The following is a 25,212-nucleotide window of genomic DNA, read 5'->3' as shown; positions in this document are numbered from 1 at the left end:
GCCGCCGATTCTCGATATGTATTACGCCGCACTGAACGATAATTGGCAGATTCGTCCGCTGAGTGAATTTTCACATGGCATTTACCCGCGCAACGATGACGGTTGGTTACCGGCCATCGTACCGGCACACTGGCAGCAACTGCCCGGCCTGGAAACACACAGTGGTAAAGTTGTCTACCGTTGCCGTTTTCCCTATTCAAAACCAGCCGATTCTATCCCCGATGAACGGTACTGGTTGCGGATCAACGGTGTATTCTACTACCGACACACCTACTTCAATGGTGTTGATTTGGGTGCTCACGAGGGTTACTTCGAGCCAACCGAACACGACATTACTGCGCTGTTACGAACTCACAATACGCTCATTATTGAAATCGATTGCCCGGATGAACACAACAAAGTTGGGAAGCGGATGATCACCGGTGTCTTCTCTCACTGGGATTGCTTCGATCCGCAGGCGAATCCGGGGGGAATCTGGTTGCCGGTTGAACTCCACCGTAGTGGGCCGGTCAGGCTCCATCACGCCCGTTTACGTACCGAGCACTGCGATGCCCACCTCGCCCAGTTGCGCTTCGCCCTCGATCTAGATGCTACTCAGGCCACGCCGATCCAGATTGAGATCAGCTTTGCCCCACTCACCTTTCACGGTGAAACCCAAATCTTTACCCTGCAACGCCGACTGCGCAGCGGCACGCAGACGGTGGCCGGTCTGCTGAAGCTCCGTGAGCCGCGCCGATGGTGGACACACGATCTCGGTCAGCCCGATCTCTATCAGGTAACTGTGCGCATCTGGCTCAATGGTATCTTGAGTGATGAGCAGTCATTTGCGTATGGTGTGCGCACATTCGAGTTGCGAGACTGGATTCCTCACCTCAACGGTGAACGCTTTTTAGTAAAGGGCAATAATTACCCTCCAGGAGATATGCGCATAGCCACGATGAACCGCGAACGGGCTGAGCGAGATCTGGCCCTAGCCCGTGATTGCCACATGAATATGCTGCGGGTGCATGCCCATATCGATCATCCTGCGTTTTACGATGCTGCCGATGCCGCCGGCATATTGCTCTGGCAAGACTTTCCTCTGCAGTGGCTGTACCGCCCAGAAGTGCTGCCGGCGGCCCGCCATCAGGCACGGGCAATGGTCCGTCTCCTCGGCAACCATCCCAGCATCGCAATCTGGTGTATGCACAACGAAGCCATTCATCTCGAAGATACCGCCGATGAATCATTGGCGGCACGTCTGCGTACCTACCAGTCGGCCTTCATTTTTAGCTGGAACCGGGATGTAATGGATGTGCAGTTGAAAAAGATTGTCGAAGAAGAAGACCCTACCCGCCCGGTCGTTCGTTCATCAGGTGAGCCAGACGTACCCTACGTGCGTACCGGTACCGATGCCCATGCCTACTTCGGCTGGTACCGCACCTATGGCACCCTGGCCGATGGAGAAGCTGTTCGAGCGCGTTTTCCCAGCAACTTACGCTTTGTCACCGAATTCGGTGCTCAGAGCTTTCCCAACCTTGAAAGTAGTCTTCGGTTTATGCCCGATCCCCTTGACGAAGCTGCTATCAAGCGCCTGGTTGAACGGCATGGCCTACAGGCCGACATTATGTCGGCCTGGTATCCGTGGCGTCAGGCGAAATCGCTGGCCGAGGTGATCGAGTTATCACAAAATTATCAGGCTGAACTTAACCGGTTCTACATTGATCGGTTACGTTACCACAAATATCGCCCAACAGGTGGTATTATTGCCTTTCTGTTCGTCGATCCGTATCCCGCGGTCTTGTGGAGCGTGATCGACTATTGGCGCGTCCCGAAACGCTCGTACTATGCTTTGCGTGACTGTTTCCGACCTCAGTATGTCTTTACCCTCATTGAACCACGCACATTCACAATCGGTGAAGCTATCGATCTGCCAATCTATGCGGTCAACGATGCCCGTGAGCCGCTTGTTGGCGCCCGACTAACCATCAGATTGTGCGATCCAACCGACAGCGAACTGGCAACTGTTATCCGCTATCTCGATCTGCCCGCCGATTCGCTGGCGACAGAGATCGATCGGCTGCGCCTAACTCCGATTCGTGCTGGCGATTACACCATTGAGTTACGCCTGAGTGGGGCCGGGCCAGAGTTTATCAACCGCTATCGGTTGACGGTGGTAGCAACGGGCGAGATGAAAACCCAGTGATCGCGCCCTATTCCCAGCCAGGTGCGCAGGTCAATTCCTGTTGGCACACCGATGACCGGTATTACCGCGTGTCAGGGGGTGGGTTCCACAACCGCACCGATAGAGTGTGGAACCCGAAGCCAAGAACGTTGCTCCGGCAATTGGTTTCGCCGCTACATATCTGTGCTATAATGATTACGCAGTGCGTCATACCACCATTTATGTACGTAGGAGGCGAACAATGACGATCGCAAGCGAGCGCGGTATCGATCTCTTTCGTTTCGATGAACTACTCACCCCGCGCGAGCGTGCACTCCGTGATAAAGTGCGCGCATTCTGTAACGAGCATGTTGTACCGATCATCAACGACTATTGGGAGCGAGCTGAGTTTCCTTTTGAACTCATCCCGCGCATTGCCGAATTGGGCATTGTAGGCGGCACAATTAAAGGGTACGGGTGTCCAGGGTTTTCGAGTGTTGAAGTAGGGATCATCGCCGCCGAGCTGGCGCGTGGTGATGGCAGTGTTGGTACCTTTGTGGGTGTAACCAGTGGACTGGCCATGGGAGCCATTGCTGCCTGTGGTTCAGAAGAGCAGAAACAGCGCTGGCTACCGGCTATGGCCCGTCTCGAGAAGATCGGGGCATTTGCCCTGACAGAACCTTATGTCGGTTCTGATGCGGCCCACATCCGCACCACCGCCCGCCGTGTGAGCGGAGGATACCTGCTCAATGGCGCCAAACGCTGGATTGGCAACGCCACCTTTGCCGACGTGATTGTCGTCTGGGCACAAGATGAAGAGACCGGACGTGTCGGTGGTTTCCTGGTCGAAAAGGGCACGCCAGGGTATCGGGCGACAAAGATCGAGGGCAAGATCGCCAAACGTTCGGTGATCAATGCGGATATTACGCTTGAAAATGTCTTTGTGCCGGAAGAGAATCGATTACCGTTTGCGCGCTCGTTCCGCGATACGGCCAACATTCTGAAGAATACCCGCTACGGTGTGGCCTGGGAAGCCGTCGGCCATGCGCAGGCAGCTTACGAACTAGCGCTTGAATACACTCTCCAACGCGAGCAGTTTGGGCGTCCCATTGCCGGCTTTCAGCTAGTACAGCAGAAACTGGTACACATGCTCGGCGATCTGACAGCCATTCAATTGATGGCGTGGCGGCTGAGCAAGCTACGTGACGAAGACGAAACGCAGGTGACGGAGGGAATGGCCTCACTCGCCAAGCAATATTGTGCAGCGAAGGCACGCCAGATTGTGGCCCTGGGGCGTGAAGTGCTCGGCGGAAATGGTATTTTGCTTGACCGCCACATTGCCCGCCATTTTGCCGATATTGAAGCTGTTTATACGTATGAAGGTACCAACGAAATCAACACTTTAGTCGTTGGCCGTGAGATTACCGGAATTGCGGCGTTCGTGTAGCGTTTCGTCCCCTGGGAGCGCGGGCCTCCGGCCCGCCTCCGCACCTCGCCTGGGAGTGCGGGCTAACGTCCCTGTACTGATGATTGTGGATGGACCCGATTTGGAACCATAACTCACTGCGTGATCCCCACACCCGGCATCCAGTACCTTCTTTTCCTTTTGCAGCAAGTTCAACATATGCTCTACAATCTGTTATACTACTCTCACGGCAAGAATAGCGTATGGGGTTGTCATGAAGTCGCGGAGCGCAACGAACCAGGTCTGTTTTCTCCCCGCCCGTTGGTGCGGTTTACGTCTGACCACCCGTGGTTTTATGGCGGCTTGACCGCCAGTATTCCAGATTCCCCCTCTCTGCGTTGGTATACGGAACGGATTCCTCTTTGTATCACGAAGGATACGAAACGTGAGTATTGATATTTGAGGTGGTACGATGCCTGAACATATTCTGGTTGCCGTAGCCTGGCCGTATGCAAACGGCCCACGCCACATCGGACACGTTGCCGGTTTTGGTGTACCAGCCGATATTTTTGCCCGTTACCACCGATTACGGGGCAATCGGGTCCTGATGGTTTCAGGAACTGATGAGCACGGTACGCCAATTACGTTGGTGGCCGATAAAGAAGGGACAACCCCCCAGGCCATTGCCGATCGCTACAACAAAATTATCGGCGATGACCTCTACAATCTCGGGTTGAGCTACGACACCTTCACCCGCACAACCACGTCCAATCATTATGCAGTGACCCAAGACATCTTTCGCACCCTGTACGAGCGTGGCTACATTGTTCGCCAAGAGACGTTAGGTGCATTTTCGGCGACGACCGGGCGAACCCTACCCGACCGCTACATCGAAGGTACGTGTCCGATCTGTGGCTATGATGAAGCACGTGGTGATCAGTGCGATCAGTGTGGTAGCCAACTCGATCCCACCGATCTGATCAATCCTCGCTCGAAAGTTGATGGGCAACCGCCGGTTTTTAAACCAACAGAGCACTTCTTCCTTGACCTGCCGGCCTTCGCCGAGCAGTTGCACCGCTGGATAGAACAGCAGGGACATTGGCGGCCCAATGTGCGTAATTTTTCGCTCAATTTTCTCAAAGATTTGAAACCGCGGGCGATCACTCGCGATCTCGAATGGGGTGTGCCTATCCCGCTGCCGGAATACGCCAACCGTGACGACAAAAAGATTTATGTCTGGTTCGATGCGGTTATCGGCTATCTATCGGCCAGCATCGAATGGGCACACAACAGTGGTCAACCAGATGCCTGGCGTGAGTGGTGGCAGAATCCTGATGCCCGCCATTTCTATTTTATGGGAAAAGATAATATCGTTTTCCACACCGTAATCTGGCCTGCAATGCTCCTTGGCTACGGTGCCGGTGGGTATTACGGCACAACGACAGATGAGCGTTTTGCCGGTGTTCCGCTGCAACTACCCTACAACGTTGTTTCGAGCGAATTTCTGACCATGGAAGGGAAGAAATTCTCAAGTTCGCGCGGGATTGTGATATACGTGAACGATTTTCTCAGTCGGTACGATGCCGATGCCTTGCGCTATTTCCTGACCATCGCCGGGCCGGAGAATCAAGACACCGATTTTACCTGGGCCGAATTTGTGCGCCGGAACAACGATGAACTGGTTGCAACGTGGGGGAATCTGGTCAATCGCACGCTGACCAATGTCTACAAAAACTTTGGGAGTGTTCCGCAACCTGGCCCCCTGACCGTGGCCGACGAACAGATATTGGCCGAAGTGACCGGTGGAATCGACACCGTTGGCGACCTGCTGGCGACGGCAAGATTTAAAGCGGCCTTGAGCGAAGCAATGCGCCTAGCATCACAGGTCAATATCTACCTGAGCGAACAGGAACCGTGGAAGGTCATCAAGAGTGATCGCGACCGTGCAGCAACTATCTGGTATGTGGCCTTACGCTGTGTTGACACGCTCAAGATTATCTTTACCCCCTTCCTACCCTTTTCCAGCCAGCGGTTGCACGAGTATTTAGGCTACGATGGGTATATCGCCGGTCCTCTCTATTTCCGTGATATAACTGAAGCCGATGGTCGTACCCACCGCGTACTGACCGGCGACTACGAGCAGTGGGTTGGTCGTTGGGAAGCTTCGGCGTTACCGGTAGGACAGATGTTACGTCAACCACAGCCATTGTTCAAAAAGCTCGACGAATCGGTTGTGGAAGAGGAATTGGCGCGGATGCAGAGTCGGGCGTTGCGATGAGGGAGACAAACGGGCGGATTTGGACAAGGAGAGCGGCGGGTTCCAAACCCGCCTGCTACGCTTTTCAGAATAATCACACGACACCAACCAGAGGCCCACGCTCTCAGGCAATCTCGCGAAGCCGAGGTATGCCGGGAGGGTAGATGACAATCATCGTTCACGGCTTTTCGTTTGCAGGCATAAAACCTGAAAACTTCAAAAAGCTATACGTAAGCGGTATCATGATCATGATACTTGACTCGAACATCCTCGCGCAGTTCACAAAATCCTCGCAACTACAGAGGTCTTGCACGCATCGTGTCTGCCTGATAAGTGTCGTGCTTTTGCTCGTATTAAGCATCGGAAACGTATCGGCTGACTCATCAGGACAGAAGATCATCGCCGCATTTTTTAGCGAAACTCACAACTGGATCGCACCACCATTCTACAGTTTCTGGGATCGAAATGGAGGCGTCCGCATATTCGGTTATCCGCTGTCCCCTCCAGCCCTGCTGCATAGCCCTGAGGATGGTCATCTGTGCGTAACCCAAGATTTCGAGCGGCAACGGTTGGTATTTTGTCCTAGCCTCCCCGAACCCTACCGTATGCAACCGATCCGTATTGGCGCAGAGGTACTGCTCAAACAAGGGCGCAACTGGGAAAACTTTCCCAAAGATATACCAACTCCTGGATGTGATTTCTTTCCCGAAACGGGTTATACCCTCTGCGAACCGTTTCGCAGCTTCTGGCGAAACCACGGATTAGATTTAGGAATGGATGGAATAGCATGGGCTGAGTCACTTGCGCTCTTCGGTTACCCAATCTCTAAACCAATGGTAGAGACGAATGCAGAAGGGGCAACAGTGTTGACGCAGTGGTTTGAGCGAGCACGGTTTGAGTATCATCCTGACAACCCACCACAGTACCGCGTCTTGCTTGGCTTGTTGGGGAAGGAATTATACGGCAGCCATCGAACAGGAGTTGCCTCGGTAAGTGGAATTGTTTATGTCGAGCGCATTGCCAGAGCGTTTGTTGAGTCGGGCCTTTTCTGGGACATGGTTCATCGGCCAGATAGTGGAGTCAACATTAGCAAAGCGTCACTCTCGATCCGTGGGCCGATCTACCCGTCCGATCATCCTCTGGCTGGGGTCGGCGACAACTGGTTCAACATTCTGGTTGACATCAGACCGGATAGTACCTTTGCCTCGCCTGCGGATTTTGTGCCGGAAACACCTGGTGGGGTTATGGAAATTCGCCCCGGTATGCTCGAAGGCACCTGTGATAGCGGCGGAAACGCTGCTTTTTTTCCTTACAGTAGTAAGCAGTTTTCAATTACAGGGGGACAGTCGCTAGAGAATGTGATCTTTCAAACGGATATTGTGTGTGGTGATTTCTTGCCCTGAACATACCCTGAATATCTTCGGCAATGACACTCCCGTGCTTTTTGATACAGAAGCACGCCACTCTCAATCCTCTTCTGTGCATTGCGCACTGTCAGTGCATCCACGCCGAATGTCTGTCCCAACTACAACGGTAATAGCGGCAAGCAGTTCTCAAGACGGATAGCGTTTAGATATGGTATTGTTAGTACTCTGGCTCATGATAGAATGTGAACGTTCAAACTAATCGATTCTTCGTATCATCAAGCGCAAAACGGGTATCCTGTTCATGCGGATTGGCAATCACTTCGTTGATGCCTATGTTACGGCTAGCGCATACAATGTGCTCTGGTATGCACTGCGTTTCGGGTAGATGTGTGACCTGCACAAAACATCCATGGATTATGCTGCACGTTCTTCCAGTATGCGGGCACTAAACATGGTATAATCATGATGTTCTAACCGGTTTTCCCTGAGGAGGATCATTTGTGAGCCGGCGCCCCGATATTGTGCTGCTTGTGCTGGATACCCAACGTTACGACAGACTTTCGTGCTACGGCTATTCTCGACCGACCTCACCCTACCTCGATGAACTTGCGGCTGACGCGACTCTCTTTCGTCACGTTTATACCACTGCGCAGTGGACGATCCCGTCACACGCTTCGATGTTTACCGGTCTCTACCCATCGGAGCATGCGACGAACCAATCATCAGCGGTGCTCCCTGCCAACATTCCGACGCTGGCGGAACGGCTGCGTGAAGGCGGGTACATGACGGCAGCATTCTGCAATAACCCGCTGGTGGGCGTTGTTAACAACGGGTTGCGGCGCGGTTTTGAGAGTTTTTTGAATTACAGCGGCCTGCTGACCTCGCGTCCGAATCAGGCCGGCGCGCATCCAGGACTGATCGGGCGTTATCGACAGTGGTTTAAGGGGCGTCTAGCAGCGCTCCTTAACCGCATTCAGAACTCATTTGCCCACTCTGAACTGCTGCTGGAGTTCGCGTTTACGCCATTGATGGTGCCCCTCTGGCAGACGGCGCTCAGTTTCAAGGGGAATACTCCCAAATCGCTCAACGACGCGGCGCGTCTGATTATCGAACGACGTGGCGTTGAGCCAAATCAGCCTATTTTTGCCTTCATCAATCTAATGGGTGTTCACACACCGTACCATCCGAACCGACGGATGCTTGAACGGTTTGCACCAGAGGTGATCCGTGACCGGGAAGCAGCGCGCTATGTGCGTCGGTTCAACGGTGATGTGTTCGGATGGTTTGCCCCGTTCTCTGGGGTAGATGAGCGGTATCATCACGTGCTCAGTGATGTGTACGATGCCGAGGTTGCCACGCAGGATGCCCATCTTGGCGTGTTCCTACGCCGCCTACGCGAGAGTGGCGCGCTGAACCGTACCTTGTTGCTAATATGCGCCGATCACGGCGAACACCTAGGTGAAAAAGGTCTTATCGGACACATGATGTCGGTCTACAACGAACTGATCCACGTTCCACTGATAGTGCGTGATCCGGTTGGTGACTTTCCACGTGGTGCAGTAGTCGATCACCCGCTCTCGTTACGACGAGTCTTCCATACCTTGCTGAATGCCGCTGGGATTGCCAGCGGCATCGAGCGTGATCGTTCACTGGCGCAATCGCCTGCTGCTGATCCTGATGGCGGTATTATCTTTAGCGAGGCGGAACCGCCGCAAAACGTTTTGGGAATTATGCTGCGACGACGGCCTGATCTCGTGCATACGCGCCGCTTCGATCAACCGCGCCGTGCAGTGATTAGTGGTGCACACAAATTGATTCAGATCGGTGAAGACCAGGTTGAACTGTATGATGTTGATGCTGATCCCTGCGAAACAGTTGATTTGGCGGCAATCTTGCCGGAAAGAGTTGAAGAACTACAGGCGATCCTCAGTGCTTTTGTTCGTCGCACCATTACTAGAACGCCACTCATCCGACGTGCTGAGGAAGTGGATGATCCGATTGTCCAGCGACGTCTGAGAGAGTTGGGGTATCTTGAGTAACGACCATGTATCCTCCCGTTGACCCAGTGATCGTGCAGCTTGGTCCACTGACACTGCGCTGGTATGGCGTGCTGATCATGGCCGGCGTTATGCTAGCAGCGTGGGTTGGTTCCCGCCATATTGAGCGCCGCGGGCTAGATCGCGATTCAGTGTGGGATCTGTTGCTTTGGGTACTGATCCCTGGATTGATCGGCGCACGCCTCTACTATGTGTTCATTCAGTCACCGCGTGGGCCGGAGGGGTTAGGACGCTTTTTAAGCAATCCGGCGAGCATTCTGGCAGTATGGGAAGGGGGGCTGCACATTTTCGGTGGGTTCATCTTTGGTGCGCTCGGATTATGGGCGTTTGCCCATCTACGGAAGGCGCCACTTCTCGTGTACGCCGACGCGATTGCACTCGGTCTCCCCCTGGGCCAGGCAGTTGGACGATGGGCAAACTTTATCAACCAGGAGCTTTATGGGCCGCCGACGACCTTGCCGTGGGGGTTGCGTATCGACGCCGAACATCGTATCGGTCCATACCGAGATCTAGTGGCATTTCCAGAAACGACCCGTTTCCATCCACTTTTTCTGTATGAATCGCTCTGGAACCTCATCGGCTTTGCAGTGATCTTTTCCATCTGGCGTCGCTATGGCGACCGGCTACGCGACGGCGATATATCGATTATGTATCTTTTATGGTATCCGTTAGGGCGCTTCTTTATCGAGTTTCTCCGTACTGACTCCTGGTTTTTTCCTGGAACGCCATTCAATGTTGTACATATTCTTTCGCTCGTTGCAGTCATCGTGGCCTCCGTGCTGCTCTACCGCCGACACCGATATTCAACTGTAAGCGCAAGAGCCGAGTCATGACCTTTGCTCCCCGTCTCATTATTATTGGCCTCGATTCCGCCGAACCATCGCTGGTATTTGACCGCTGGCGCGCCGATCTGCCGACTCTCAACCGTCTGATGGCGGAGGGGGTCTACGGTGAACTGGAAAGTTGCATCCCGGCGATCACCGTCCCGGCCTGGAGTTGCATGATGAGCGGGCGCGATCCGGGTGAACTTGGCGTTTACGGGTTTCGCAACCGCCTTGATCGATCCTATAGCCGTATGATTGTCGCCGACAGCCGTGCCATTCGGTTTCCACGTTTGTGGGACATCCTCGGTGAGACGGGATGGCGCGTGGCAGTGATCGGCGTTCCTGGCACCTATCCGCCGTCTGCTGTGAATGGTGTGCTAATCTCGTGCTTTCTTGCACCGTCGACGGATGTGACCTATACCTTTCCACCGACATTCGCAGAACGTGTTGATACCTGGATCGCGAAAGTGACACCGGGACGCTCATACCTGCTTGATGTTCCCAATTTTCGCTCCGATGACAAAGAACGGATTTTGCGCGACATCTACGCTATATGCGATCAGCGTTTCGCGGTTGCCACAGCACTGATTGAGGAAGAGCGCCCTGATTTTCTCATGCTGGTTGATATGGGGGTTGATCGGATTCATCATGCGTTCTGGAAACATATGGACCCACAGCATCCACTGTTTGTTCCCGATTCGCCCTTTGCAGAGACGATTCACGCATACTATCGCTACGTAGATGCCCAGATTGCAAATTTGCTATCACGCTGCGACCATCAGACAGCAGTGCTGGTGGTATCCGACCACGGTGCGCGTCCGTTGCTGGGTGGAGTGCGGATCAATCAATGGTTGAGCGCGCAGGGTGAGCTGACGTTGCGAACAACGCCAGACGAACCAGCCAACCTCGATCAGGTGGAAGTTGACTGGTCGCGCACCCGCGCTTGGGGTGCAGGTGGCTACTACGGACGGATCTTTCTCAATGTGCGCGGGCGTGAACCGCAGGGCATTATTCCGCCGATGGAGTACGAGCGTGTACGTGCTGACCTCGCAGCACGGCTGGAAGCGATGCCTGGTCCAGACGGTCATCTGCTTGGAAACAGGGTCTTCATACCACAGCACCTCTATCGTACTGTACGCGGTGTTGCCCCCGACCTGATCGTCTACTTCGGTAATCTCGCCTGGCGTGCAGTGGGAACAGTTGGTGGTAACGGGATATTCACTCAGGAGAACGACACCGGTCCCGATGATGCCAACCATGCACAACACGGACTGTTCATCTGGCGCGATCCACAGCGACCCGGCGGCGGGCGGCGTCTCGACAATGTGCAGATTTACGATATACTGCCTACCCTGTTGGGACGGTTCAACATAGCTATCCCTGAAGGACTACGCGGTACGGCGCTGGAATTGTAAGTCCAAAAATTGAGCCGCCAGACCATGTCGACTCATATGAAAAAAGGCCCGACGTGCTCAACTGAAAACGAAGCGGGTAAGCGCAACGCCTACCCGCTCATTTTCGATCTAACTTTACCGTGCCCGTTCGACCGCTTTAAGCAGGGCGCGTTTCGTATACACCTTACACATAGCCCGCCGGTACTCTTCACTGGCGTGAATGTCGCCGAGCATGTCCATTCCTTCACCCGCGTGAGCCGCGGCCGCAGCGATTGCATCAGCGCTGCCATCCGTACCGATCAATGCCTGCTCAACCGCCGACTGGCGTTCGGCCTTAGGGCCGGCGCCGGTGATCGCTACTCGGCAGGCAGTAACCTGACCGTTCTCCATTTTCACGTAGGCCGCCGCACCAACGATGGCATAGCGACTGGCCGGATGAGGGAACTTGGCGTAGGCGGCGCCTTCACCGGGACCAAGGCTGTTGAACGTGATCGAGGTAATAATTTCCCCTGGCTCAAGGGCCGTGCTCAGCATATCGGTGAAGAAATCAGCAGCAGCAATCGCACGCGGCCCATTGGGGCCTTCAACGTGAATGTGGGCATCGAGAGCAAGCACAACCGCCGGCATATCGGCAGCCGGATCTGCGTGAGCAAGGGATCCACCAATGGTGCCACGGTTGCGAACTTGAATGTCGCCGATCAAGCTGACCGCTTCAGCCATCATCGGGCAGGCTTTGGCTAATGCGGCATCTTGCTCGATAGCACTCCATGTTGTCAGGGCGCCGATCTCGACCGTACCGTTCACCTTAATCCCGCGCAGTTCAGAAACCTTGTTAATATCGATCAAAACTGCTGGCGAGGCCAGACGCAATTTCATTGCCGGGAGGAGTGAGTGACCACCGGCCAGAATCTTAGCGTCGTCACCATGCTGCTGTAGCAGTGTCAGCGCCTCGGCCAGACTGTTCGGCGCGTAATAATCGAATGGGGCTGGAATCATAGCTACTCCCTTTTATTCGTGACAGAGGGGCACAGGTCGATAACCACCCTGTGCCCATGAGCTGTTTAACCCCTTACTTACTGCCGTGGATCGCCTTCCAGATACGCTCCGGCGTTGCCGGCATCTGGAGGTGCTTCACGCCAAACGGCGCCAGCGCATCGATAATAGCGTTCATCACGCATTGCGCCGAAGCAATAGTCCCCGCTTCGCCAGCACCTTTGACACCCAACGGATTAACCGGCGATGGAGTAACCGTATGGTCGGTTTCGATGTGGGGAACCATCGCTGCCGTCGGCACTGCGTAGTCCATCAGCGTACCGGTGAGCAATTGGCCGTCCTCATTATAGACGGCGCCCTCGTAGAGAGCCTGTGCCAGACCCTGCGCAATACCGCCATGAATCTGACCTTCAACGATCATTGGATTGATCTGATTGCCGCAGTCATCTACGGCGATATAGCGCAGCAACTTCACGTGACCGGTTTCAGGATCGACCTCAACGATGCTTACGTGAGTACCGAAGGGGAAGGTACAGTTCGGCGGATCGTAATAGCTGGTCTCATCGAGGAATGGCTCCATCCCAGGCGGTAAATTGTAGGCGACCGCCGCTGCTGCGGCCAATTCACCGATGGTCTTTGCCTTGTCGGGTGAACCTCTGACGTAAGCGCGGCCGTTCTCGAAGACAATATCGGCCTCGTTCGCTTCGAGCAGGTGGGCTGCCAGTTTACGTGCCTTCTCCTTAATCTTATCGACACTACGCTTGATTGCCACACCACCGACGGCCAGCGAGCGTGAACCATACGTACCGTAGCCGAACGGTGTGCCTTGCGTATCACCCCATTGAATTTCGACATCATCAATCGGCACACCCAGCTCGTCGGCAACGATCTGAGCAAAGGTTGTTTCAAGACCTTGCCCGTGCGGGAGTGAGCCGGTTGTGACCACTACTTTACCGGTCAGATGGACCCGCACATTGGCACTCTCCCAGAGGCCAGCTCCCCAGCCCTGACCACCCATCCAGGCACTCGGAGCGATACCGCAGATCTCAACATACGATGAAATTCCGATACCCAGATAGCGACCCTGCTTGCGCAATTCTGCCTGTTGCTTACGAAACTCGGCATAACCGGCAATTTCGAGTGCCTTGTTCAGGGCCGGTTCGTAGTTCCCACTATCGTAGGGCAACAGGCCAAGCCCGTTATCGTATGGGAAATCCTCTGGCTGGATAAAGTTCTTGCGCCGCACCTCCGCCGGATCCATACCGATTTCGGCAGCAAACCGATCGACCATCCGCTCGATCAGATAGCTCGCCTCTGGGCGACCGGCGCCACGATAGGCATCGACCATCGCCGTGTTGGTATAGGCACCCGTGACGTGCACATATGCAGCCGGTATCTTGTATACACCGGTGATGATCCGGCCATACAGCGTTGTTGGGATACCAGCGGCAACGGTCGAGAAGTAGGCACCGATATTCGCCCACGTCTTCACCCGTAAACCGGTAATCTTGCCATCACGGGTACCGGCCAGTTCAGCCTCAGTAATGTGGTCACGCCCATGGGTAGAATACTTGTAATTTTCGGAGCGATCTTCTACAAACTTCACCGGACGCCCCAACTTGCGTGCGGCCCACATCGTGAAGGCCATATCGTTGTAGCAGAAGATTTTCTGCCCGAAACCACCACCAACGTTAGGGGCGATGCAGCGCAGTTTAGTTTCAGGGACCCCGAAGACAAACGCTGTGAGCAGGAGGCGATGCACGTGTGGCGCTTGTGAAGTCATCCAGACGGTCCATTCGCCGGTTGCAGCGTCGTAACGTGCAATCGAACCGCGTGTCTCCATGGGGGTAGGAATCAGGCGCTGATTGATAATCTCTTCCTTGACCACAACCTCAGCGCTAGCAATTGCCGCATCGGCGGCTGCTTTATTCCCACACTCCCACTCGAACACAATATTGTTAGGTGCTGCCTCGTGGATCTGGGGTGCACCCGGTTCAACTGCCTTGCGCGCATCGACAACTGCTGGCAAGGGTTCGTACTCAACCTCAACTGCATCGGCTGCATCACGGGCGATGTACCGATTCTCGGCTACCACCATCGCCACCGGATCACCTACGAGCGCCACTTTATCAACCGCTAGTGCTCGGGGGGGAACAGGATAATTCTTGACCCCCGCAGCCTGCCAGGCCGCCGGCATTGGATTAATGTCGAGCATATCTTTGCCGGTAAAGACAGCCACGACACCCGGCATAGCCAGAGCTTTGCTGGCATCGATAGAAACAATCTTCGCATGCGCGTATGGGCTACGCACCAGCGCAATGTGTAGCATACCCGGCAACTTGATGTCATCGAGATAGTTGCCGTGTCCGGTAATCAGCTTCGGATCCTCCCGGCGCTTCAGCGCCCGCCCAACCAGTCGCTCCTTCATTTCGGTAGCGGTCATCCTTGACTCCTCACTAGGTTCTTTGTGAACGGTTGTCGGACTAATTAATCAGCCGCTTGCATTGCTGCCATCTTTTCAGCAGCGTAGCGTACAGCACGGACGATGTTCTCGTAGCCGGTACAACGACAGAGGTTCCCCTCGAGACCGTGGCGGATTTCCTCTTCGCTCGGATTGGGGTTGCGTTTGAGCAGATCGGCAGCAGCCATGATCATCCCAGGCGTGCAAAATCCGCATTGAAGACCATGCTTCTCCCAGAAACCTTCCTGCAACGGATGGAGCTGACCATCCTGAGCCAGGCCTTCAATCGTAGTGATTTCGGCACCGTCACACTGTACCGCCAGCATCGTACACGACTTCACGCTGACACCGTTGACATGCACGACACATGCACCACACTGGCTGGTATCACACCCGATGTGAGTTCCCGTCAGATTCAGGTGCTCGCGCAGATAATGTACCAGCAGCAAACGAGGTTCTACCTCGCTGGTATAGCGAACACCGTTGACCGTGACCGTAATCGTTGTCACTCTCCAACCTCCTCGTTGTCTGTAAAGCGAACTACCAACTACCTGCGATCAGAGCGGGCGAACCAGGTGGGGTAAGAGTGAAAGCAAGATCGCCCAGTTAATGAACTGAATATGCGCATCACCGGCGACGCACTATTAGCGTCGCTGACCGAGTAAATAACCAAGCAAGAAAGCAATAATGACCCACGGCACCCACGGACGCTCTTTCAAGAAGTCTTCAACGACACCTAGAGCAACGTCGATCTCGCTCAAACCTTCCCCGGCTGGAACATGGATTGTGCGACGGAACGAAGCGGAATCAGTAGTCGCCGATGAAGGTGATTCGGCAGCGCCTGGTGGTGAAGCCGGTGTTGACTGTGGCGATGAAGCTGTTGGTTCAGTCGGTTCAGTAGATGAAGTCTGAGACGAAACAGGTTCGGAGGTCGTCGTAATCGGCTCAGCAGCCGAAGCCGTAGGAGCTGGTGAAGGTTCATCTGCCACTGCGGGAGTGTCAGAGGTTACCTGTCCAGCACGCCGGGCTTCAATCTGAGCAGCTAAGGCTTTGAGACTTTGTGAGATAAGCGTCTTGGCTGCACCGTCGAGCAAACGTTGACCGACACTGGCAATCGTGCCACCAACATGGGCTTCACCACCATAATCAAGAATAGTATGCCCATTCTCTTCGCGAAGCTGAATACTCCCCGAACCCTTAAGAAAACCGTTGTTACCTTTACCGTCAACGTGTATTTCGTAGTACTCAGGTGGACGCAGATTGTCAATCTTGACCCGCCCGCTATATACCCCACGAACAGCTTGTAAGCCGATCTTCAATGTGCTCTCATATTCGTTTTCGCCAACTTGCTCAAGACGTTGACAGCCGGGAATCGTGCGGGCCAATACTTCTGGATCATTTAACGCAGCCCACACCTCTTCACGACGAGCGGCAAACGTGTAATTACCGACGATCTTCACACTGGCTCCTTGTGAACTGACCAATTCGGTCAATCACTACCACAGGAAAGCTGTTCTTGCCTGCACGTAGCAAAATAAGGATAGCAGGACAACAGCTACGCTATAAGGGCGGCACGTACAACTGTGAAATTATGTACATCTAGTTATGGGTTCCATATCTATCGTACCGAATAGCAAATGCTTTGTCAAGAGAAATCGAGGTCCGAAATCTCCCCGTACCCTCCAGCGCATTTCGGCGTTTGTAGCGTATAGATGTGGTGATGGAGGAGTGAGGAAGGACATCCGAACATCTTGAACATCTTGAACATCTTGCCTTTACAAGATTACTTGCCTCTGGTATACTCAACATTGTTGAATATCTATACACGCTAGCAATAGGGCAACGCATGACCGAATCAAAGCTGGTCGATGAAATGAATAGCTCCTCGACACTCGACGCTATTGAGCAGATGATCTTGCGTATCAGTTGGCTGGCACAGCGCCAGTTCATCCAGCTTCTTGACGATGAACGGTTTAATCTGACGCTGACCCAGTTTTACACCCTGTTACACTTGGCCCAGACCAACGGTGAATGCAAGATGTCGGACCTCGCCGAAGCGACGCAGCAGTCGGCAGCAGCCCTTACCGGTGTCGTTGATCGTCTGCTCGACAAGCAATTGGTCGAGCGCACACGCCACGAGCGAGATCGTCGGCAAGTAATGGTACAGGTGACTCCACGGGGTTTAGCACTGATTGCCGAGATTCGTCAGGCACGGCGTGAGCAAATTCACGCTGCCCTCGGTCATCTTCCGGCAGCCGATACCGAACGGTTGCTGGAATTACTTGAAGGGGTGTTAGTCGGTATGTCGCGCATCCTCGAACGGAGTGAAGCGGGTCGACTTGCGTGAACGACAGATGGTAGACGAAGACGAGAGTACCTGTCTTCGTCGAAGGAGAGGACATTGTTGCGGGTACCGTTCCAATTAACGCTGCCATCCCTGAATACCGGTAGTGCTGGTTGGTCACGATTGTTCACCTATCTCCGTCCGTACCGTGGTTGGATGGTGGCAGCAATGATCGCCATCATTATCGGCTCCGGTTTAGGGCTGATCGTTCCGTTGGCTATAGGGCAGGTAGTAAATCTGATCACTGGTGATCAGGCATTACCTATGCCGCAGCTTGCCCAGATCCTCGGTTTGGTAGTATTGGGACAGCTCGTTACCGGTGTGATCCAGACCTATTGTCTAAGCTTTGTGGGTGAGCGCGTGGTCGGTGATCTGCGAATCGCTGCCTACGAGCATTTGCAGACGCTCGATCTAGCCTTCTTTGAGCAGCGGCGAACAGGTGAGATTACGTCGCGGGTGACCAATGATGTGACACTTATTCAATCAACGGTGACGACCAGCTTAGCAACGCTGCTCCAGGGTGTTATTCAGTTGCTCGGCGCTGTGATCTTGATGGTTGTGGTTTCATGGCAACTCAGCGGATTAGCGTTGCTCCTGGTGCCGACGCTGGTTTTGATCGCGATCTGGTTCGGACATCGGCTTCGCCTTGTATCAACAACGGTGCAAGATCGGCTGGCCGATGCAACCAGCATCCTGGAAGAAACGGTTGCTGGAATACGAGTGGTACGTTCGTTCAGACGTGAAGCCTACGAGATTGCCCGTTTTCGGGCAGCCATTGCAACCACGGTGACCACAGCTCTGCGGCGTGCCCGCATCCGAGCAATTTTTCAGCCGGTTATGTCGCTGGCAGTGTGGGTAACGTTGATCGGTATTCTGGCAATTGGCGGCTACCTGGTAACAACCGGCAACCTGACTCCCGGCGATCTCGTATCTTTCCTGTTCTTTGCAGCAACGGCTGCCGGATCGATGGGCTCATTTGCCACGTTGTTTGGTCAGATGCAGGAAGCACTCGGCGCTATGACGCGCGTGTTTGAGTTGCTCGATCAGCAACCACGTGTCGTCGATGCGCCCGATGCTATTCCGCTCCCGCCTGTGCGGGGTCGGGTTGAGTTTCAAGAGGTGTCATTCGCGTATCAGTCTCTGCACGCAAACAACGGAGTATCGGCACCACCGGTTCTACGAAACCTATCTCTGACCATCGAAGCGGGTGAAATGGTGGCGCTGGTTGGGCCGAGTGGTGCCGGTAAGAGCACTATTGCCAGTCTGATCCCACGTTTTTATGATGTGACTGCCGGTAGTGTGCGGATCGACGGTTACGATGTGCGACGAGTGCAGATCCATACGCTGCGTGAACAGATCGGGATCGTACCCCAGGAAACACAGCTTTTTAGTGGAAGTATTCGTGATAACATTCGCTATGGCTGGCTTGATGCCAGCGATGCTGATATTGAAGCCGCCGCCCGTATGGCGAATGCCCACGATTTCATTTGTCAGTTACCCGAGGGCTACGATACCCTGGTCGGCGAACGTGGTGTACGCCTGAGCGGTGGTCAGCGACAGCGGATCGCCATTGCCCGTGCGATCCTCAAAAATCCACGGATTTTGATCCTGGATGAAGCAACCAGTTCGCTCGACAGTGAAAGTGAACGGTTAGTACAAGAGGCGTTAGAACGCTTAATGACCGGTCGCACCAGCATCGTTATTGCCCATCGGCTGAGTACAGTGCAGCGCGCCGACCGGATTGCGGTGATAGTAGCCGGTGAAGTAGTCGAGATTGGAACACATCAGGAATTGCTAGATCGTGATGGCGTATATACCCGTCTGTACGAACTGCAATTCCGCCAGTCAACACCGACAAAGGTTGTCGGGTAGTACGAGAATGATACACGGTGTGAGAAACGTTCACTCTGAACGCAGGAGATAACAGTCTTATGAATGAACCAATGTCAATGTTTGATGATCTGCCCGAAGAGCAAGACGATCTGCTCACCGAACCTGAGCGCCGCCTACCGATGGTTGTGCTCGGCGAAATGGTGATTATGCCACACATGACCATTCCCCTCCAAGTGCCACAGGGGAAATCCTATCGGGCTATGGAGCGGGCATGGGAAGAAGATCGCGACGTCTTACTCATTTTTGTCCGCGAGAACCAGCTTGAAGGCTATAAAAGTAACCAACCGCAAAATTTGCCACCTATCGGGGTGATCGCCCAACTGCAAGAGTTTGCCAAGCTCCCCGATGGCACGGCACGAGTGATTCTGGAAGGGAAGCATCGCGCACAGATTATCGAAGCGGTTCAGATTACCCCCTTCTATCGAGTGCGCTGCCGACCTGTATTTGATTCGCCGGTGAGCGGTATTGAGGTCGAAGCGCTGATGGAGACGGTCAAACAGCAGGTTGACGAGTTTGTTGAGCATCTCGGTGAGGTACCCCAAGAAGCGGTACAGTTTGTCCATCGCATCGATCGGCCTGGACATCTGGCCGATATTGTGACCTGGGGGCCGGCATTCGATTTCAAAGATCGGCTTGAGATTCTCAATACCCTTGATCCGGTTGAGCGCCTACGCAAGGCTTACCTGATTCTGGCCCGCCAGCTTGAACTCTTGAAGCTGCGGGTGAAAATCCAGCAAGATACTCGTGAAATTCTTGACCAGAGTCAACGAGAGTATTTCTTGCGTGAACAATTGCGTGTGATCCGCCGCGAGTTGGGTGAAGATGAAGAGGGTGAAGACCCGATTGATGAACTGCGGCGTAGGATTAACGAGCTGAACGCACCAGAGTACGTGAAGAATCAGGCCCTGCACGAACTGAAGCGACTCTCGCAGCAGGGAATGCATAATCCTGAGTCCGGTGTGATCCGCACCTATCTCGACTGGATTCTTTCGTTGCCCTGGGCCGATGAAGAATTGCCTGAGATCAGTATTACCGAGGCGCGGCGGGTGCTCGACGAAGATCACTACGGTCTCGAAAAGGTGAAAGAGCGTATTCTGGAATATCTGGCCGTGCGTAAGCTGGCTGGTGATAAACTGCGTGCACCGGTTCTCTGTTTCGTTGGCCCGCCTGGTGTCGGCAAGACTAGCCTTGGGCGCAGTATTGCTCGTGCATTAGGGCGCAAATTTGTGCGTACCAGCCTGGGTGGTGTGCGTGATGAAGCCGAGATTCGTGGGCATCGGCGGACGTACATCGGGGCGTTGCCTGGCCGGATTATTCAGGCCATGAAGACGGCGAAATCGCGCAGTCCGGTGTACGTGCTTGATGAGGTCGATAAGATCGGGATTGACTTCCGTGGTGATCCCACCTCAGCATTACTCGAGGTGCTCGATCCAGAACAGAACAATGCGTTTAGCGATCATTACCTCGAGATTCCGTTCGATCTTAGTAAGGTGATCTTTATCGCAACGGCGAATCAGCTCGAACCTATCCCGTTACCGTTGCGTGATCGGATGGAAATTATTGAGATCAGCGGCTATACCGAAGACGAGAAGATGGAGATTGCCCGTGGTTTCCTGATCCCCAAGCAACGTGAAGCCCATGGTTTGCGTGAAGATCAGATCGAATTTACCGACGGCGCAATCATCAAGCTCATTCGCGAGTACACACGCGAGGCCGGTGTGCGCAACCTCGAGCGCGAGATCGCCAGCCTATGCCGGAAGGTGGCGCGCAAGGTTGCCGAACAAAGCGAATCTTCAGATAGTACACCGCAGAAGTTCGTGATTGACGAGGCGGCAGTGCTGCAATACCTCGGCCCTGAGCGTTATACCTTTGGCATCGTCGAGGAAAAAGATGAGGTCGGGGTAGCAACCGGGGTAGCCTGGACGAGCGCCGGCGGTGATATTCTCAGTATCGAAGTGTTGCCGTTTAAGGGGAAGGGTCAACTCCAACTGACCGGTCAGCTCGGCGAAGTGATGAAGGAAAGCGCCCAGGCTGCGGTGAGCTATGTGCGCTCACGAGCTGCTGAGTTCGGTATCGATCCGAAGATTTTTGAAGAGCTGAACATCCATATTCATATTCCCGAAGGCGCCGTCCCGAAAGATGGTCCTTCCGCCGGTATTACGCTGACGACGGCGCTAATCAGTGCACTTACCGGGACACCTGTACGACGTGACGTGGCAATGACCGGTGAGGTAACACTGCGCGGGAAGGTGTTGCCTATCGGTGGTCTGAAAGAGAAGACCCTGGCCGCACACCGTGCCGGCATCCGTACATTCATCTTGCCTAAAGAAAATGCCAAAGACATCGGCGAGTTGCCCGAGAAGGTGCGGCGTGAGCTGAACCTTATTCCGGTCTCCTCGATGGATGAGGTGCTGCGAATTGCGCTCAGTCGGATGCCAACAGCGACCAGTGATCAAAACGGCTCACATTACCAGAATAATCGTGGGCCGCAAACGCCTGTTGCATCGACCGGAGTGTAGCAGACGTTTACGTTCATAGCCGCTGGGGGTGTTTCTACCCCTGGCGGGTGTCGGCTTGATGCCCGCATGAATATTGCGAGCTTTCATTCAATGTCTGACCTCCTCTGTTATGGATCAATTTGTGCCGATCTCTACATCTGGTTGCCACACTGGCCACAGCCGGGTAGTGGTCTGCACGCGCTGAATAGTCGCTGGGTGGCCGGTGGCAATGCGCTCAATGAGGCACGTGCGCTGGTAAGCCTGGGGGCGCAACCCCTACTGTACGGCGATCGGTTGGGTTATGATCCGGCTGGCGATCTCATCGCTGCTGAGCTGACAACGCTCGGTCTCATGACCCATATCGAGCGCCGTGCCGATGTAGCAACACCGGTCTGCCATATTCTTATCACCCCTGACGGTGAACGAACTATCATTGCTCTGCGCCGGCAAACTGCGGCTACTCCGCCACAGCCCGATCAACTGGCGATGTCTCAGATCGTGAGTGTCAGTCGTTACGGTCTCCACACCGCCGACGTTGCCCTGCTGGCAAGGCGCCTCAACCGGTTTGTCGTGGCAGGTGATGTAGCCGAGCCGACCGACCCTCTGGCTCAGGCAGCCGATGTCATTGTGACATCGGCTGATCTGCTCGGAGCCGATCCGCTTCATCAAGCTACGGTGTTGCAACACGTGCGCGGCGCCCCGATCTTTCTCACTGCCGGGTCGCAACCGGCTCGTGTGCTGGTATCGGGCAAATGGTACGAAGTCACACCAGCTTCATCTGTTGTCACGAATACAACCGGCGCTGGCGACGTCTTTCGGGCAGGGGTGGTATACGGTATCTGGCAGGGATGGGATTGGGAGACGATTCTGGCTTTTGCGACTCGTGTCGCTACAGCGTTCGTTGCCAGCCGACACGATGAAACGGCCTGAAGAATCCACTCCTTGTACGATACAGTGACGGTATCGTGCAGTATATTGCATCAGCACACCACCCACCGGGCTGCTTGCAGGAGAGACGAAACCAACGCCTGCTTGCGGTATGAGCACGAATAGTGAGATCACAGCGATTGGTCCCAGACCATAGTCGGAACAAGAAGCGCCGCGCCTCCGCACACGCTGGAGAAAGCACGTCGAAGCCCTTTGTTCCTATTCGATGAGCGACATCTAGAAACTTTTCACAAATACTTGTTTCAGCAAACGTTGCCGCCTCACCGGTATTTACTGGTACAATACATAGAGATTCCCGGTAACAACAAACCACGAGGTGGCACTATGAAGCGACGGCGCTGGAATCCCGCAACGTGGGTGAGCCTGGTACCGAATGGGTTGGGCCAGATCAAGCCCAACCACTATTGGGAAATTGTACGCACTGTCTGGGAGAATCGCGACAACCTCGGCAAGGCGTGGCGCATCTTGAACGAAGGTGTGTGCGATGGTTGCGCATTGGGAACGGCTGGGTTACGTGATTTCACAATGAAGGGCGTACACCTCTGTACGGTACGTCTGAATCTGCTGCGCCTGAACACAATGCCACCCCTGGATGTTCAACGCCTGCACGATGTGAGCACCTTACACCATCTGAATGGACGAGAGCTCCGATCATTAGGCCGACTCCCGTACCCGATGATACGGCGACGCGGTGAGCGTGGTTTTCGGCGGATCGGCTGGGAAGAGGCCCTGAATGAGATTGCCTCGTATATGCGCAACACCGATCCACGACGGATAGCATTCTATTTAACCTCACGTGGGATTACGAACGAGACCTACTACGTTGCTCAAAAAGTAGCACGTTTCCTGGGCACGAACAATGTTGATAACGCTGCCCGTCTCTGCCACGCACCGAGCACGACGGCAATGAAGCAAACCCTCGGTGTTGCCGCTTCGACCTGTAGTTACCGCGATTGGATCGGCACCGATCTGCTGGTCTTTATTGGCAGCGATGCCCCTAACAATCAGCCGGTGACGACAAAATACCTGTATTACGCCAAACAGTATGGCACGCGAATTATGGTGATTAATCCGTACCGTGAACCAGGCCTTGAGCGCTACTGGGTGCCAAGTGTGTTTGAAAGTGCTCTGTTTGGCACACGACTCGCTGATCGCTTCTTCCAGATTCATACAGGTGGCGATATTGCCTTCTTAAACGGCACACTGAAACACCTGATTGAACAGAACTGGCTTGATCGCGAGTTTATTGAAGCGCATACCCGCAATTTTGCCGAAGTCCAGGCAACTCTGGCGCAACAGTCGTGGGCCGAGCTAGAACAGGCGAGCGGTGCAACCCAGGCCGAGATGCTGGCCTTCGCCGAGGCATTGGCTCAGGCCAAAAGTGCCGTGTTCGTTTGGAGCATGGGCATCACCCAGCACGAATATGGGGTCGAAAATGTTAAAGCCATTCTTAATCTGGCGCTGGCTCGTGGTTTTATTGGACGTGAGTATTGCGGGGTAATGCCGATCCGCGGCCATAGCGGGGTGCAAGGCGGCGGTGAGATGGGTTGTACCGCTACAACATTTCCTGGTGGCCGACCGATAAACACAGAATCCGCACGCTGGTTGAGTGAACAATGGGGTTTCACGGTGCCTGATAGGAAGGGTTTGAGCTGCGGCGAGATGCTCGATGCCGCTGCTGCTGGCGAACTCGATGTTTTCTACGCGGTTGGGGGAAACTTTCTCGATACAATGCCCAACCCTGACTACATTCGGACGGCGCTCGGTCGGCCACGATTGCGGGTACATCAAGACATCGTGCTGACAACGCAAATGCTGGTTGATCCAGCCGAGACGGTTATCTTGCTACCGGCGGCAACCCGTTACGAACAGCGTGATGGTGGTACGGAAACAACTACCGAGCGCGAAATTATTTTCTCGCCGTACATTTCACCACCACCGGCTGAGGCGCGCAGTGAATGGGAGATTTTGCTCAATGTTGCAGAAAGAACGCAACCCGAACGAGCGCATCTCATCCACTTCAGTGATGGGCAGCAGATTCGGCGTGAGATTGCCCGTATAGTGCCCGAATATGAGGGGATTCAACATCTGCAACGAGCAGGCGATCATGTTCAATGGGGTGGCCGTATTCTGTGTCGCGATGGTCACTTCGGCACACCTGACGGTCGGGCTGTCTTTACCCCGCTTACTCCTCCGACCATATCATTACCTCCCGATATGTTTGTACTCAAGACCCGACGAGGCAAGCAGTTCAATTCACTCATTCACAGTGAACGTGATCCGCTTAACGGCGCCCATCGTGATGATGTGCTGATGCATCCATCTGATGCAGACAGGCTCGGTGTGCGCGAAGGCGACTGGGTTGTGCTCCGTTCAGCAACCGGCGAGATGCGCGCCCGAATTAAGTTTGCCGACCTCAAACCGGGCAACGTGCAGGTACATTGGCCGGAGGGTAATGTCTTGATTGATGCACATCGGCGTGATCCGGTTGCTGGAGTACCGGCCTATAAGGCTCTGGTAAGCATCCATCCGGTAAAAGACACTGTGATGCAGGAAACCCGGTAGTGCAGCGGGCGGTTCTCATCTCCCCTCTGCCACGGCAGAGCAAGAGAGAGCACATTCAACCAT

The 25,212-nt window shown here is 54.4% G+C and carries 16 protein-coding genes; 12 read left to right on the top strand and 4 right to left on the bottom strand.

Features of this window, described 5'->3' with window-relative positions; genetic code table 11:
* The first annotated feature begins 16 nt into the window (after window positions 1–16).
* The 7 genes from QTO31_RS08415 (at window position 17) to QTO31_RS08385 (ending at window position 11,468) form a co-directional block, all read left to right on the top strand.
* Window positions 17–2,185, top strand: coding sequence for a glycoside hydrolase family 2 TIM barrel-domain containing protein (locus QTO31_RS08415; protein WP_301428742.1), 2,169 nt, complete (start codon window positions 17–19; stop codon window positions 2,183–2,185).
* A 220-nt stretch (window positions 2,186–2,405) separates the two neighbouring features.
* On the top strand, window positions 2,406–3,590 hold the full coding sequence (locus tag QTO31_RS08410; RefSeq protein WP_301428741.1) for an acyl-CoA dehydrogenase family protein: 1,185 nt from the start codon (window positions 2,406–2,408) through the stop codon (window positions 3,588–3,590).
* Between the two features lie 430 nt (window positions 3,591–4,020).
* Entirely contained in the window at window positions 4,021–5,826 is a 1,806-nt protein-coding gene (gene metG / locus QTO31_RS08405; RefSeq protein ID WP_301428740.1) for a methionine--tRNA ligase, read from the top strand.
* 584 nt (window positions 5,827–6,410) lie between these two features.
* Window positions 6,411–7,208, top strand: a complete 798-nt coding sequence (locus QTO31_RS08400; protein ID WP_301428739.1) for a hypothetical protein — start codon at window positions 6,411–6,413, stop codon at window positions 7,206–7,208.
* A gap of 464 nt (window positions 7,209–7,672) precedes the next feature.
* A complete protein-coding gene (locus QTO31_RS08395) occupies window positions 7,673–9,211 on the top strand; it encodes a sulfatase (RefSeq protein ID WP_301428738.1) in 1,539 nt (512 codons plus the stop codon).
* A 5-nt stretch (window positions 9,212–9,216) separates the two neighbouring features.
* Window positions 9,217–10,062, top strand: coding sequence for a prolipoprotein diacylglyceryl transferase (lgt, locus tag QTO31_RS08390; RefSeq protein WP_301428737.1), 846 nt, complete (start codon window positions 9,217–9,219; stop codon window positions 10,060–10,062).
* Window positions 10,059–11,468, top strand: coding sequence for an alkaline phosphatase family protein (locus QTO31_RS08385; RefSeq protein ID WP_301428736.1), 1,410 nt, complete (start codon window positions 10,059–10,061; stop codon window positions 11,466–11,468). Before lgt ends, QTO31_RS08385 begins: the two co-directional genes overlap by 4 nt.
* A gap of 114 nt (window positions 11,469–11,582) precedes the next feature.
* Here the strand turns inward: QTO31_RS08385 and QTO31_RS08380 are convergent, their stop codons facing one another.
* From QTO31_RS08380 to QTO31_RS08365, 4 genes are all read right to left on the bottom strand, one after another.
* The gene (locus tag QTO31_RS08380) at window positions 11,583–12,443 is read right to left on the bottom strand and encodes an FAD binding domain-containing protein (RefSeq protein WP_301428735.1); all 861 of its coding nucleotides are present in this window, start codon (window positions 12,441–12,443) and stop codon (window positions 11,583–11,585) included.
* Between the two features lie 73 nt (window positions 12,444–12,516).
* Window positions 12,517–14,883 carry a xanthine dehydrogenase family protein molybdopterin-binding subunit gene (locus QTO31_RS08375; protein WP_031460034.1) on the bottom strand — a complete coding sequence of 789 codons (2,367 nt, stop codon included), beginning with the start codon at window positions 14,881–14,883 and terminating at the stop codon, window positions 12,517–12,519.
* Between the two features lie 44 nt (window positions 14,884–14,927).
* A complete protein-coding gene (locus QTO31_RS08370; RefSeq protein WP_031460035.1) occupies window positions 14,928–15,410 on the bottom strand; it encodes a (2Fe-2S)-binding protein in 483 nt (160 codons plus the stop codon).
* A gap of 135 nt (window positions 15,411–15,545) precedes the next feature.
* The gene (locus tag QTO31_RS08365; protein ID WP_031460036.1) at window positions 15,546–16,361 is read right to left on the bottom strand and encodes an SRPBCC family protein; all 816 of its coding nucleotides are present in this window, start codon (window positions 16,359–16,361) and stop codon (window positions 15,546–15,548) included.
* 386 nt (window positions 16,362–16,747) lie between these two features.
* On the opposite strand from QTO31_RS08365, the gene QTO31_RS08360 reads away from it, so the two are divergent.
* The 5 genes from QTO31_RS08360 to QTO31_RS08340 all read left to right on the top strand — a co-directional run bounded on the left by QTO31_RS08360 (window position 16,748) and on the right by QTO31_RS08340 (window position 25,149).
* Window positions 16,748–17,248, top strand: coding sequence for a MarR family winged helix-turn-helix transcriptional regulator (locus QTO31_RS08360; RefSeq protein ID WP_031460037.1), 501 nt, complete (start codon window positions 16,748–16,750; stop codon window positions 17,246–17,248).
* Between the two features lie 54 nt (window positions 17,249–17,302).
* Window positions 17,303–19,117: an ABC transporter ATP-binding protein gene (locus QTO31_RS08355; RefSeq protein WP_301428734.1), complete on the top strand. Its 1,815-nt coding sequence runs from the start codon at window positions 17,303–17,305 to the stop codon at window positions 19,115–19,117.
* 59 nt (window positions 19,118–19,176) lie between these two features.
* The gene (gene lon, locus QTO31_RS08350) at window positions 19,177–21,657 is read left to right on the top strand and encodes an endopeptidase La (protein WP_301428733.1); all 2,481 of its coding nucleotides are present in this window, start codon (window positions 19,177–19,179) and stop codon (window positions 21,655–21,657) included.
* A gap of 90 nt (window positions 21,658–21,747) precedes the next feature.
* Entirely contained in the window at window positions 21,748–22,566 is an 819-nt protein-coding gene (locus tag QTO31_RS08345; protein WP_301428732.1) for a carbohydrate kinase family protein, read from the top strand.
* Between the two features lie 342 nt (window positions 22,567–22,908).
* A complete protein-coding gene (locus tag QTO31_RS08340) occupies window positions 22,909–25,149 on the top strand; it encodes an FdhF/YdeP family oxidoreductase (protein WP_301428731.1) in 2,241 nt (746 codons plus the stop codon).
* Window positions 25,150–25,212: the final 63 nt, after the last annotated feature.

Origin of the sequence: Chloroflexus sp. MS-CIW-1 (genome assembly GCF_030444705.1) — a bacterium.
Taxonomy (GTDB): Bacteria; Chloroflexota; Chloroflexia; order Chloroflexales; family Chloroflexaceae; genus Chloroflexus.
The sequence above is the reverse complement of the archived record's forward strand: the minus strand, read 5'-3'. Positions and strand labels throughout refer to the sequence as shown.